Origin of the sequence: Xanthomonas sp. CFBP 8445 (assembly GCF_025666235.1) — a bacterium.
Classification (GTDB): domain Bacteria; phylum Pseudomonadota; class Gammaproteobacteria; order Xanthomonadales; family Xanthomonadaceae; genus Xanthomonas_A; species Xanthomonas_A indica.
Map to the genome: position 1 here is coordinate 851,515 of NZ_CP102594.1, position 12,820 is coordinate 864,334.

Sequence of the window (12,820 nt, forward strand, 5' to 3'; positions counted from 1 at the left end):
CGTCCACGATCGCGCCGTCGCGCCTGTCGCGGTCGTTCACCACAGGACCCATCGCATGACGTCTTCCCCGCTGCCTTCCCTGCTGCGCACACTCGCCCTGTCCTTGCTCCTGACCACGCCGGCACTGGCCGCCGCGCCGCGGCTCAGTGCCGAGGTCAACACCTTCATCGGCAGCAAGGACGACGGCAATACCTTTCCCGGCGCGTCGGCCCCGTTCGGGATGATCCAGGTCAGCCCGATCGGCGCGCACTACGCCGGCTGGCGCTACGACGATCCGCAGATCCGCGGCTTCGGCCATTCCTTCCTGTCCGGCGCCGGCTGTTGGGAACAGGGCGGGCAGGTCTCGGTGCTGCCGGTGACCGGGCGCATCGGTCCCGGCGGTGATTTCGATACGGGCGATCCGAGGGCCTTCGACCACACCCGCTACGGTGCGCGCTACCAGCACGACGGCGAGCGCGGCCAGGCCGGCTATTACAAGGTGCGGCTGACCGATTACGGCGGCATCGATGCCGAGGCCACCGCGCTGACCCGCGCCGCGGCCGAGCGCTATACGTTTTCCACCTCGGGCGACGGCCATGTGCTGGTCAACATCGGCCAGGCCAACGCCCGCCACACGGTCACCGGCAGCACCTTGACCGTGGTCGGCGATCGCGTGGTGGAAGGCAAGCTGGTGACGCAGAGCTTCTGCGGCGGCCACCAGTACACCACCTGGTTCCGCCTGGAGTTCGATCGCCCGTTCAAGGCCTTCGGTACCTGGGGCGAGGCCGGCGGCGTGCCGGGATCGCGCCACGGCATGGAGGGCGAGGGCAAGCCGAGCGGCGCGTGGCTCACCTTCGACCTGGGCAAGGGCCGCTCAGTCACCGCCATCTCGGCGATCTCGCACGTGGATGCCGAGGGCGCGCGCAACAACCTGCGCAGCGAGGGCATGGCCAACGGCCGCCTGCTCGGCTTCGACGCCATGCGCGCCCGCGCGCAGCAGGCGTGGGACAAGGAACTGGCCAGCGTACGCGTGCACGGCGGCAGCGGCGACGACCGCGTGGTGTTCTACACGGCGCTGTACCACGCGCTGCTGCAGCCGCTCACCGGCAGCGATGCCGATGGCCGCTACCGCGGCTACGACGACGGCATCCACCATGCCGATGGCTGGACCTACCACGAGTTCTTCTCGCTGTGGGACACCTACCGCTCGCAGAACCAGTTGCTGGCGCTGTTGCGGCCGCAGCGCGCCGCCGACATCGCGCGCTCGATCCTGGCCATCAATGCACAAGGCGGCTGGCTGCCGCGCTGGGGTTATGCCAACTTCGAGAGCAACGTGATGACCGGCGATCCGGTCACGCCGTTCCTGGTCGACCTGTGGCGCTTCGGCGCGCTGCAAGGGCGCGAGGCCGAGGCCTACGCTGCGCTGCGCCGCAACGCCTTCGAGATGCCGCCGTTGAACTCGCGGCATGCCGGGCGCTCCGGCAATGCCAACTACCTGGCGCAGGGGTTCGTGGAGTACGACCGCGCGTTCCCGTCCAAGGGCATGGACGTCGACCCGCACCATGGCGGCTCGGCGACGCTGGAGTACGCACTGGCCGATTGTTCGCTGTCGGCCATGGCCGGCGCGCTGGGCCATGCCGAGGACGCGGCGGTGCTGAACCGGCGAGGGCGCAACTGGCGGTCGATCTGGGATCCGTCGGTGCGCGACACGGACACCGGCTTCACCGGTTTCCCGCGGCCGCGCACCGAGGACGGTGCGTGGTACACGCCGTCGGATGGCCATTACGATCCGCGCTCGCAGCATGGCTTCCACGAAGGCACGGCCTGGCAGTACCAGTGGCTGGCGCAGCAGGACGTGCCGGGCCTGGTGGAGGCGATGCACGGGCCCGAGCAGACCGGGCGACGCCTGGACGCGTTCTTCGCCTACGACGCGCTGCTGGCCGATCCGGCCGGCGCTGCGCGCAAGGAATGGGTGGTGGGGCCGTACAGCTACTACGCCCAGTTCCGCTACAACCCCAACAACGAACCCGACCTGCATGCGCCGTGGATGTACACGCTGATCGGCCAGCCGTGGAAGACCAGCACCGTGCTGCATGCGGCGCAGACGCTGTTCACCAATGCGCCGAACGGCGTCACCGGCAACGACGACCTGGGCACGATGTCGGCGTGGTACCTGTTCAGCGTCATGGGCCTGTATCCGGCGGTGCCGGGCACCGGGCAGTTCCTGCTGCACGCGCCGCGTTTCTCGCGCGTCGAACTGGACGTGGCGCCAGGTCGCACGCTGCGCATCGAGGCGCCGCAGGCCGGCGACGGCAAGCTGCGCTATGTCGGGGGCGTGTCGCTGGATGGCCGTGCGCACGCGCCGGTGTGGCTGGACTGGGCGCAGTTGCGCCAGGGCGGCCGCCTGCGCTTCGACCTGCGCGATGCGCCGCAGCCGCAGGGGTGGGGCACGCAGCCGCAGGACCTGCCGGTGTCGCCGTGCGCGGCGCCGAACACCACCGCCAGCCTGCGCTGGCACTGAGTCCGCGCCGTCTCGCGGCAGGGGCGCGCAGCCGATGGTTTAGGCTGGGCGCCTCGTCCGAAAGGAATCGATCCGATGCGCCAGAAGCGTCCATCTCGAACCGCATCCGCAGGCGGTGCCAAGGCCGCCAAGACCGCCTCGCGCAAGGCGGCACCGGGCACGACGAAGCCGGCCGCCAAGGCCAAAAAGACCGCGCCGGCCGCCACCGCGCGCGATCGCCAGCGGGTGGTGACTGTCACCGACATCGCCGATGCGGTCGGGGTCTCGCGCGCCACCGTGTCGCTGGTGCTGCGCGGTAGTCCGTTGGTGCATGCCGACACCCGTGCGCGGGTGGAAGCGGAGCTGAAGCGGCAGCGCTACGTCTACAACCGTGGCGCCGCGAATCTGCGTCGGCGCACCTCGACCTGCGTGGCCCTGGTCATCAACGACCTGGCCAATCCGTTCTTCGCCGAATTCGCCGCCGGTGTGGACGAGGCGCTGGGCGAGCAGGGCTACGTGACCCTGCTCGGCAGCACCGGCGAATCGCCCACGCGGCAGCAGGCCGTGCTGGCCTCGCTGATGGAACACACCCCGGCCGGCGTGATCCTGTCGCCGGCCGAGGGCAGCGACGCTGCGGAACTGCACACCGTGCTGGGTGCAAGCGCGAACGTGCTGCTGTTCAACCGCGAACTCGCCGGCGCCGACGACTGGAGTTTCCTCGGCCTGGATAACCAGCGCGGCGCGCAACTGGCCACCGAGCACCTGATCGCGCTCGGCCACCGCCGCATCGCCTTCTACGGCGGCCATGCCGACTCCAGTTCCTGCCGGCAGCGTCGCGCCGGCCATGCCCAGGCGATGCGGCAGGCCAAGCTGCCGGTCGACCCGGCCTGGCTGATCGAGTCGGCGCCCAATCGCCTGGAGGCGGCGGCACGCCATGGCGAATTGTTCGTCCACGACGCGCCGCCCACTGCGGCGGTCTGCTACAACGACACCGTCGCACTCGGGCTGATGCTGGGCCTGCTCGCGCGCGGCATCCGCCCTGGCCGGGACTTCGCGATCACCGGTTTCGACGACATCCCCGAGGCCGCGGTGAGCACGCCCGCGCTGACCACGCTCGCCGCGCAGCCGCGCGCCCGCGGTCGCCAGGCGGCGCAATTGGTGCTGGGGCGGCTGGACGCCGCCGTAGCGCCGCGCAGGACGATCGTGCCGGTGAGCCTGTCGGTGCGCGAGAGCAGCGGAGCGCCGGTCGCGCCCGCACGCACCTAGCGCGGCGAACGCGGCTGCGACCGCGGCAGCCATGCGGGATGGCAAGTCATTGTGTGCAGTGCCATCGCGACGCCCTCTAGACAGGGGCGGGCAGATAGTGGGTCTCACCCTCACAGCGGCATGTTCCGCGGGTTCGTGGTGAGCGAGCGCTTCGCCCCCTTCTTCCTTTCGTCGAGAGCCGTCTCATGCCTCTGCAGACTGCACCGCGCCGTTCCGTGGTGGCCAACGCCATCTACGGCTTGCTCAATCCCATTCCGTTCGGCTGCTTCGTCGCCGCATTGATCTTCGACATCGTCTACGTCCGCAGCGGGGTGATCCTGTGGACCAAGGCGGCTGCCTGGCTGATCGCGATCGGGCTGGTCATCGCCATCGTGCCGCGCCTGATCAACCTGGTGCAGGTCTGGATCACCTCGCGGCGCTCGGTGCTGCCGGTGGAACGGCTCGACTTCTGGCTGAACCTGCTCGCCGTCGTCGCCGCCGTTTTCAATTCCTTCGTGCACAGCCGCGATGCGTATGCGGTGGTCCCGGCAGGGCTCTGGCTCTCGATCGCCACGGTGGCGCTGTTGGCGATCGGGCATGTGCTCATTGCCATCCGCACCATGCCACGCGAGGGCTACGCCCATGGCTAAGCGCCTGTGCCTGTCCGTCTTCGCGCTGAGCTGCGCGGTGGCCTTGGCCGCCTGCAGCGGCAAGGCTTCGATCGAGCCGACCCAACAGGCGGGCAACGCGCCGCCGCTGCCGCAGCCGCGCAACTTCCTGCTGCCGCCGATGCAGGTTCCCGAGGGGGTGGGCTGGAAGGAGGGGCAGGCGCCCACGGTGGCGGCGGGCCTGAAGATCGAGAAGATCGCCGGAGGCTTGAAACATCCGCGCCAGCTGTACGTGCTGCCCAACGACGACGTGCTAGTGGTGGAAGCCAATTCGCCGGGGATGGAACCGGTCACCACGCCCAAGCAACTGATCGCGGGGCTGGTCCAGAGCCGCTCCGGCAAGAGCGCCAAGGGCGGCAATCGCATCACCCTGCTGCGCAGGACCGCGGACGGCCGATGGGAGCAGCATGCGTTCCTGAAGGGGCTGCACTCGCCGTTCGGGGTGCAGCTGATCGGCGATGCGCTGTATGTCGCCAACACCGACAACATCATGAAGTTCCCCTACGTCGCGGGCCAGACCGAGATCACCGCGCCCGGCACGCTGTTCGCCGATCTCCCCGGCACGATCGAGCACCATTGGACCAAGGCACTGCTGGCCAGCCCCGACGGACGCAAGCTGTACGTCGGCGTGGGCTCCAACAGCAACATCGGCGAGAACGGGCTGGACGTGGAGTACCGCCGTGCAGCCATCCTGGAAGTGGACGTCGCCTCGGCCAGCAGCCGCATCTTCGCCTCGGGCATCCGCAATCCGACCGGGCTGCAGTGGGAGCCGCGCACCGGCAAGCTGTGGGCGATCGCCAACGAGCGCGACGAGATCGGCGCCGACCTGGTGCCCGACTACCTGACCTCGGTGCAGGACGGCGGCTTCTACGGCTGGCCGTACAGCTACTACGGACAGAACGTGGATGTGCGGGTCAAGGATCAGCGCCCGGATCTGGTGGCCAAGGCGATCAGGCCGGACTACGCGCTGGGCTCGCATGTGGCCGCGCTCGGCCTGTGGTTCTCCCGTGGCGATACGCTGCCGGCGAAGTACCGCGAAGGTGCGTTCGTGGCCGAGCACGGCAGCTGGAACCGCTCGCCGCTCAGCGGCTACCAGGTGGTGTACGTGCCGTTCCGGCAGGGCCGGCCGGTCGGCCCGCCGCAGACCGTGGTCAGCGGCTTCCACTCGCAGGACGAGTCGCAGCTGTTCGGCGCCCCGGTCGGCCTGGCGCAGGACAAGGACGGCGCGCTGCTGATTGCCGACGACGTCGGCAACAGCGTCTGGCGCGTGCGTTTCTGACCGATCGCGTGACGCCGCTCACCTGCACGTGAGCGGCGGCGCCTGCACGCGATGCAGCGGGCTGCACGGGCGCCGGCCATGACGTCGTGCCGCGGTGTCGCATTGCGGAGGTTCGTGCTGCAACACCTGCGCGGTGGCGCGCCATCGCAGCGCCACGCTCAGCGCAAGCGGATCCAATCCAGCGCCAGCAGCGTGTCGATCATCGCGGCCGCCGCACGCTGGGCTTCTTCAGATTCCCCAATCGCCTGTGCGTCACGCAGATGGGCAAGGAGTTGCTGTGCGTCGTGCAGCTGTCCACGATGCGCCGCCTGGAGATGGCGTGCGGCCTGGAACACCGTCATGAGGTCTTCGGCCTGGTCGGTGTTCCTGATCCGGGCGAACAGGTTCACGGCCTTGGCGATTTCCGCTTCGTAGGATGCATATGTTTTGGCGAACCGGGCATGCTCCCTGTCGTACTGGGGCGAGGCGCGCAGCGCCATGGTGCGTCCCTGCGGCTGCTCGTGCAGCCAGTTGCGGTTGGCCAAGTCGGTCAGGATGGACCGGACATCGCCCTGGCGCGGTCCGCGGCCGGCATTGCCGAACGCTAGCCCGGTCGGCACGCCCAGTTCGGTCATGGCCCAGCAGAGCTTCTGGAACAGCGTACGCCCGATCGGCCGCGCCTCCGGCCGGGCCTGCAGCCGCCGCAGCACTTCCATGATCGCGATCCAGCCTGGCTGGGGCGCGACCCGCGTGCCGCTGCTTTCGGCCGACCCATACGCCGGCTGCGACAGGAAGGCGGGCTCGAGCTGCGCCAGCGGCGTGCCGTAGGGCGCATAGACCTCGATGTCGACCGACAGGTGCGCGAGTCTGCGGTAGATCAGCGGACCCACCTCGCCCCAGGCCAGGCCGCCGTTGCCGCACCCCAGCGGCGGCAGGGCAAGACTGCGCACGTCCCATTCGCGCAGACGCGCGGCGAGGTAGTCCAGCCCTGCGGCGATGTCCTCGAGCCGCGACGGCGCGCGCCAATGGCGCTTGGTCGGGAAATTGAGAATGCGGATGCCGCTGGCATCCTGATAGAGGTACGGTTCGCCGATACGCACGCGGCCCTCCCGGCAGCGCGCCGCGTAGTCTTCGAACATGGCCGGGTAGCGCCGCTTGAATTCCTGCGCGATGCCCTTGCCCATGATGCCGGCGCAATTGACCGCATTCGCGTAGACCTGGGCGTGGCTGGCGAACAGGTCGCCGATACGTGCCTTGAACATGCTGCGATCCGTCGATGGAGAAATCCCCGAGCCAGCGCCGACCGGTCGCCCGCGACGGGCAGCACGCGCCGCGGGTGCGGTGGGTGCCGTGCATGGCCTGGCCCAGGACGGGCCGGCGTGGCCGCGGTGATGACGCGTCAGCGCACGTGCGCAAACAGCGTCCTGCAGCGAAAAGGCGGCCATGGCAGCAGCGGGGAGCGCGCGAGCATGCGGCAGCAGCGTCTCATGTCTTGAGATTGGCGACCCAGTGGGGACGGTGCGGGTTGCATGCGATCGCCGACGCAAGGCCTCCCATCGATGGCAACGAGCCTCGGTCGTAGGAGCGGCGTCAGCCGCGACGGGTTACCGGCGATGCCTCGTCGCGGCTGATCTGGGCAGAACAACAACGTGGGCGGCTTGCTGGCCACATATGAATCGTATACGATCCATATATCCTCCATTTTGGGAGCCCACTCATGGGCATCGTCAACATCGACGACGACCTGCACGATCAGTTGCGCCGCGCCTGCACGGTGACCAGCCGGTCGATCAACGCGCAGGCCAACTTCTGGATCAAGGTCGGCATGCTGTGCGAGATGAATCCGGAGCTGTCGTTCCAGGACATCGTGGCGCGCGAGCTGCGCGCGGCGGGGGTGCGGCCGCAGGCGGTGACGCCGGGGCGGACGTGATCAAGCGGCCGGACGAGCTGGCGCTGCTGGCGGAGTCCGGGCGCCTGCTGGCGCAAGTGTTCGCCCGGCTGGACGGGATGTCGCTGCTGGGCCGCAGCACCCTGGAACTCAACGATCTGGTCGAACGGATGATCGTGGACGAACTGGGCGCACGGCCGGCGAGCAAGGGCCAGTACGGGTTCCCGTTCGTGCTCAATGCTTCCATCGACGACGTGGTCTGCCACGGTGTGCCGTCGGCCGACGATGTGCTGCGCGATGGGCAGATCGTCAATCTGGACATCACGCTGGAGAAGCACGGCTATATCGCCGACTCCAGCACCACCTACCTGGTGGGGGAAGTGGCCTATCCGGCGCGGCGGCTGGTGCAGGCAGCCTACCAGGCGATGTGGAAGGGCATCGCCGCAGTGCGTCCGGGCGCGCGACTGGGCGACATCGGCCACGCCATCGCGCGGCATGCGCGCACGCAGGGCTACACCGTGGTGAAGGAGTACTGCGGGCATGGCATCGGCCGCGCCATGCACGAGGAACCGCAGATTCTGCACTACGGTCATGCTGGCACCGGCCTGGAGCTGCGCGAGGGCATGGTGTTCACCATCGAGCCGATGCTCAACCAGGGGCGCGCGGCGATCCGCTCGCTGCCCGAGCAATGGCCGGTGCACACGCGCGACGGCAAGCTATCGGCACAGTTCGAGCACACCGTGGCGGTGACCGCCAGCGGCGTACGGGTGCTGACCTTGCGGCCGGGCGAAGTGCCGGTGTGCCGGGTGGGGTGAGGGCGGCGATCGGCGCTGTGGTGTGGATGCGAACGATGCTGCGCAACGATGAGAGACGACCTTCTCGTCATGCTTGGTCGCGTCGCGGCTGAAGCCGCTCCTACGGAGAGGGGCGGCAGCGCCAGCGGCGCGTTGGCTCGACGCATGGACATGCCGGTTTAGTTCTCGACTGACGCACCGCCGCGGCGCCGCGCACGCCAGCGCGCCACCCGCTCCTGCAGCCCCACGACGCAGACGAAGAACGCCGGCACGAAGAAGATCGCCAGCACGGTGCCGCTGACCATGCCGCCGAACACGCCGGTGCCGATGGCGTGCTGGGTCTCGGCGCTGGCGCCGCTGGCCAGCATCAGCGGCACCACGCCCAGGGCGAAGGCCAGCGAGGTCATCAGGATCGGGCGCAGGCGCAGGCGCGCGGCGTTGGTCGCGGCCTCCACCAGGCCCTGGCCGTCGCGGTGCAGTTGCCTGGCGAACTCGACGATGAGGATGGCGTTCTTCGCCGACAGGCCGATGATGGTGATCAGGCCCACCTTGAAGAACACGTCGTTGGGCAGGTCGCGCAGCATGACCGCGGCCACCGCGCCGAGCAGCCCCAGCGGCACCACCAGCAGCACCGACAGCGGAATCGACCAGCTCTCGTACAGCGCCGCCAGCACCAGGAACACCACCAGCGCCGACAGCAGCATCAGCAGCGGCGCCTGCGCGGCGGACTGCCACTCCTGCAGCGATTGCCCGGTCCAGGCCACCGCGAAGCCGGGCGGCAGTTGCGCGGCCAGCCGTTCCATCTCGGCCATGGCCGCGCCACTGGACATGCCCGGCGCGGCACCGCCGGCGATACGCACGGCCGGGAAGCCCTGGAAGCGCATCAACTGTTGCGGGGCGTCGGTCCAACTGGCGCGTACCACTTCGCGCAGCGGCACCATGCCGCCGCCGTCGCTGCGCACGCGCAGGTCGAGCACGTCGTCCAGTTGCATGCGCGATGCGGCGTCGGCCTGCAGGATCACCTGCTGCATGCGCCCGGCATTGGGGAAATCGTTGACGTACAGCGAGCCCATCGCCGCCGACAACGTGTTGCTGACCGCGGCGAACGACAGGCCCATGGCCTCGGCCTGCTGGCGGTCGATCTCCAGGTGGATGCTCTTGCCCGGCGGCAGGCCGTCGGCATAGACATCGCTGACCACGTCGCTGCGCGCGGCCAGGTCCAGCAGTTGCGCCTGCGCGGCCAGCAGTGCCGCCTCGCCGCGGTTGCCGCGGTCCTGCAGGTACACGGTGAAGCCGGAAGAAGTACCGAGCTCGTCGATGGCCGGCGGGAGCAGGCTCATCACCGTGCCTTCGGGCAAGGTCGCCATCGCCTGCTGCGCGCGCTCGGCTTCGTCGCGCGCGCTGGCGCCGTGGCGCTGGTCCCAGTCCTTGAGCATGGTGAAGGCCATGGCCGCGTTGGTGCCCGAGCCGGAGAAGCTGAAACCCAGGATCACCAGGTTGGAGGCCAGTGCCGGGCGCGTGGCGACATGGCGCTCGAACGCCTCGACCACGTCCAGCGTCCGTTCGCTGGTGGCGCCGGTGGGCAACTGGATCGAGGTCATGAAGTAGCCCTGGTCCTCTTCCGGCAGGAACGCCGAGGGCAGCATGCGCATCGCCAGGACCAGCGCCACGCACAGCGCCGCGAACACCGCCATCACCCGCCCGCCGCGTCGCAGCAGCCAGGTCACGCGCGTGGCGTAGCCGCCCGCCAGGCGCTCGAAGCCACGGTTGAACGCGCCGAAGACACCGCGCTTGGCGTGATGGCCGGGCGCGACCGGGCGCAGCAGGGTGGCGCACAGCGCCGGGGTCAGGGTCAGCGCCAGGAACGCCGAGAACAGGATCGACACCGCCATCGCCAGGGTGAACTGCTGGTAGATCACGCCCACCGACCCGCTGGCAAAGGCCATGGGGATGAACACCGCGGTCAGCACCAGGGTGATGCCGACCACCGCGCCGGTGATCTCGCGCATCGCCTTGGTCGTCGCCTCCCGCGGCGGCAGGCCTTCGCTGGCCATGATCCGTTCGACGTTCTCCACCACCACGATTGCGTCGTCGACGATGATGCCGATCGCCAGCACCATGCCGAACATGGTCAGCACGTTGATCGAGAAGCCGGCCAGCAGCATCACCGCGAAGGTGCCCAGCAGCGCGATCGGCGCGACGATGGCCGGGATCAGCGTGTAGCGTACGTTCTGCAGGAACAGGTACATCACCAGGAACACCAGCACCATCGCTTCGAGCAGGGTCTTGAGCACCTGCTTGATCGAGAGCTTCACGAACGGCGCGGTGTCGAACGGGATCGAATAGGTCATGCCGGCCGGCATGCTCGCGGCCAGTTCCGCCAGGCGTTCCTTCACCGCCTGCGCGGTGCGTACCGCATTGGCGCCGGGCGAGAGCTGGATCGCCGCACTGGTGGCGGCGGCGCCGTTCTCGCGGTTGGAGAAGCCGTAGGACTGCGCGCCCAGTTCCACCCGCGCCACGTCGCCCAGGGTCACCCGCGCGCCGTCGTTGCCGGCGCGCAGCACGATGGCGGCGAACTGCGCGGGCGTGGTCAGTTGCCCGGCCACGGTCAGCGGCACGCTCAGGCGTTGCCCGCGCACGGCGGGCTCGTCGCCGAGGCGGCCGGGGGCGATCTGCGCATTCTGCTGTTCGATCGCCTGTGCCAGTTCGGTCATGGTCAGGCCGTAGGCGATGAGCTTGTCCGGGTCCACCCAGACGCGCATGGCCTGCTCGGCGCCGAACAGCTGCACGCGGCCGACGCCGTCGATGCGCCGCAGTTCCTGCACGATGTTGCGCGCCAGATAGTCGTTGAGCGCCACTTCGTCGTAGCGCCCGTCCGGCGAGGTTAGGCCGACCAGCATCAGGAAGCCGGAGGCGGCCGATTCCACCTGCAGGCCGTTCTGCCGCACCGCCTGCGGCAGGCGCGGTTCCACCGCCTTGATGCGGTTCTGCACGTCCACCTGCGCCAGTTCTGCATTGGTGCCGGGCTTGAAGGTGGCGGTGATCTGCGCGCTGCCCGAGGTATCCACCGTGGACTCGAAATACAGCAGGTTCTTGACCCCCGACAGCTCGCGCTCGACCAGGCTCACCACCGAGTCGTTGAGGGTCTGCGGCGTGGCGCCGGGGTAGGACGCGGTCAGCGACACCGACGGCGGCGCCACCGAGGGATAGCGCGCCACCGGCAACTGGCCGATGGCCAGGGTGCCGAACAACACGATGAACAAGGCGATCACCCAGGCGAAGACCGGGCGCTCGATGAAAAACTGTGGCATGACGGCGTCCCCGACTCAGTCCGCGGCTGCGGTGGCGACCGCCGGCGGCTGCCATGCGCGTGCGTCCACCCGCGCGCCGGTGCTGAGGCGGTCGATGCCTTCGACCACCACCTGCTGCCCGGCCTGCAGGCCGGCGACGACGCGGTAGTGCCCCTGCACCAGTTCGCCCAACTCCACCGTCGCGCTGCGCACGCGCGCATTGGCGTCCAGCACCCATACCTGCGCACGCTTGCCGACATGGGTGATCGCCTGCTGCGGCACGCGCAGCGCCTGTGCGTAATGGGCGCGCGGCACTCTGGCCCGCACGTACATGCCTGGCAGCAGGCGCCGCTGCGGATTGTCGACGAGGATGCGCAGCAGCACGTCGCCGGTGCCGGCATCGACGTTGATGCCGGAGAACAGCACGCGCCCGCTCACCCCCGAGGGCATGCCGCTGCGGTCGAGGATCTGCGCCGGCAGACCATCGCCGGCGGCCGCCTGCGCGCGCGCGGCCGGATCCAGCGGGTCCAGATCGGCGGCGGACTGACGCACGTCGACGTAGACCTGGTCGATCTGCTGGATCACCGCCATCGGCGCGCTGTCATTTGGCGAGACCAGCGCGCCCTCGGTGAGCAGCGCCTGGTCGATGCGGCCGCCGATCGGCGCATCGACCCGGGCGAAGGCCAGGTCCAGCCGTCGCCGCGCCAGCGTCGCCTGCGCCTCGGCCACCGCGGCGGCGGCTTGCGTGCGCTGCGAGGCGACGTCGTCGTACATCTGCCGGCTGACCAGGCCCGACTCCAGCAGGCGCTGCAGCCGTGCGTGCTGCACGTCGGCCAGGATCTGCGCGGCCTGGGCGCGATGCAGTGCCGCCGCGGCGGTGTCCACCTCGGCCTTGAACGGCGCCGGATTGATCTGGAACAGCGCATCGCCGCGGCGCACGTCGGCGCCCTGCTCGAAGAAGCGGCGCTGCACGATGCCACCGACCTGCGGGCGGATCTGCGCGCTGCGCACCGCGGCCACGCGCCCGGGCAGGTCCACGCTCACCGTCATCGGGGTCGGCTGCAGGGTCACCGCGGTCACCGGTACCGGTGTGGCCTCCGGCTGCGGTTGCGTGCCGCCACCGCAGCCGGACAGGACCAACGCCAGCGCCCCACCGATGCCCAGAGTCCGTCCCTGTTGCCGCATGCCCATACGTCGT

The 12,820-nt window shown here is 69.6% G+C and carries 9 protein-coding genes; 6 read left to right on the plus strand and 3 right to left on the minus strand.

Features of this window, described 5'->3' with window-relative positions:
• Positions 1–55: 55 nt before the first annotated feature.
• From NUG21_RS03735 to NUG21_RS03750, 4 genes are all read left to right on the plus strand, one after another.
• Positions 56–2,500: a GH92 family glycosyl hydrolase gene (locus tag NUG21_RS03735; RefSeq protein ID WP_263392320.1), complete on the plus strand. Its 2,445-nt coding sequence runs from the start codon at positions 56–58 to the stop codon at positions 2,498–2,500.
• A gap of 75 nt (positions 2,501–2,575) precedes the next feature.
• Positions 2,576–3,745, plus strand: coding sequence for a LacI family DNA-binding transcriptional regulator (locus tag NUG21_RS03740; RefSeq protein WP_263392321.1), 1,170 nt, complete (start codon positions 2,576–2,578; stop codon positions 3,743–3,745).
• A gap of 185 nt (positions 3,746–3,930) precedes the next feature.
• A complete protein-coding gene (locus NUG21_RS03745) occupies positions 3,931–4,374 on the plus strand; it encodes a DUF2231 domain-containing protein (RefSeq protein WP_019798479.1) in 444 nt (147 codons plus the stop codon).
• On the plus strand, positions 4,367–5,671 hold the full coding sequence (locus tag NUG21_RS03750; RefSeq protein WP_263392322.1) for a PQQ-dependent sugar dehydrogenase: 1,305 nt from the start codon (positions 4,367–4,369) through the stop codon (positions 5,669–5,671). Before NUG21_RS03745 ends, NUG21_RS03750 begins: the two co-directional genes overlap by 8 nt.
• Before the next feature lie 158 nt (positions 5,672–5,829).
• Here NUG21_RS03750 and NUG21_RS03755 read toward each other — a convergent pair whose 3' ends face one another.
• Positions 5,830–6,912 (minus strand): macro domain-containing protein, encoded by a 1,083-nt coding sequence (locus NUG21_RS03755; protein WP_019797250.1) that lies wholly within the window; start codon positions 6,910–6,912, stop codon positions 5,830–5,832.
• Positions 6,913–7,367: 455 nt separating this feature from the next.
• Here NUG21_RS03755 and NUG21_RS03760 point away from each other — a divergent pair, with 455 nt between their 5' ends.
• Positions 7,368–7,580, plus strand: coding sequence for a ParD-like family protein (locus NUG21_RS03760; protein ID WP_010340731.1), 213 nt, complete (start codon positions 7,368–7,370; stop codon positions 7,578–7,580).
• A complete protein-coding gene (gene map, locus NUG21_RS03765; RefSeq protein ID WP_263392323.1) occupies positions 7,577–8,353 on the plus strand; it encodes a type I methionyl aminopeptidase in 777 nt (258 codons plus the stop codon). Before NUG21_RS03760 ends, map begins: the two co-directional genes overlap by 4 nt.
• 158 nt (positions 8,354–8,511) lie before the next feature.
• On the opposite strand, the gene NUG21_RS03770 is transcribed toward map, so the two are convergent.
• Complete coding sequence (locus NUG21_RS03770) at positions 8,512–11,643, minus strand: multidrug efflux RND transporter permease subunit (protein WP_263392325.1); 3,132 nt, start codon at positions 11,641–11,643, stop codon at positions 8,512–8,514.
• Between the two features lie 15 nt (positions 11,644–11,658).
• Positions 11,659–12,807: an efflux RND transporter periplasmic adaptor subunit gene (locus NUG21_RS03775; protein WP_263392326.1), complete on the minus strand. Its 1,149-nt coding sequence runs from the start codon at positions 12,805–12,807 to the stop codon at positions 11,659–11,661.
• Between the last annotated feature and the right edge of the window lie 13 nt (positions 12,808–12,820).

Bases quoted from the DNA above. Each gene is read 5' to 3' on its own strand.
- NUG21_RS03740 (WP_263392321.1), top strand. From the start codon at position 2,576: ATGCGCCAGAAGCGTCCATCTCGAACCGCATCCGCAGGCGGTGCCAAG.
- NUG21_RS03750 (WP_263392322.1), top strand. From the start codon at position 4,367: ATGGCTAAGCGCCTGTGCCTGTCCGTCTTCGCGCTGAGCTGCGCGGTG.
- NUG21_RS03760 (WP_010340731.1), top strand. From the start codon at position 7,368: ATGGGCATCGTCAACATCGACGACGACCTGCACGATCAGTTGCGCCGC.
- NUG21_RS03755 (WP_019797250.1), bottom strand. From the start codon at position 6,912: ATGTTCAAGGCACGTATCGGCGACCTGTTCGCCAGCCACGCCCAGGTC.
- NUG21_RS03775 (WP_263392326.1), bottom strand. From the start codon at position 12,807: ATGCGGCAACAGGGACGGACTCTGGGCATCGGTGGGGCGCTGGCGTTG.
- NUG21_RS03735 (WP_263392320.1), top strand. From the start codon at position 56: ATGACGTCTTCCCCGCTGCCTTCCCTGCTGCGCACACTCGCCCTGTCC.
- NUG21_RS03745 (WP_019798479.1), top strand. From the start codon at position 3,931: ATGCCTCTGCAGACTGCACCGCGCCGTTCCGTGGTGGCCAACGCCATC.
- NUG21_RS03770 (WP_263392325.1), bottom strand. From the start codon at position 11,643: ATGCCACAGTTTTTCATCGAGCGCCCGGTCTTCGCCTGGGTGATCGCC.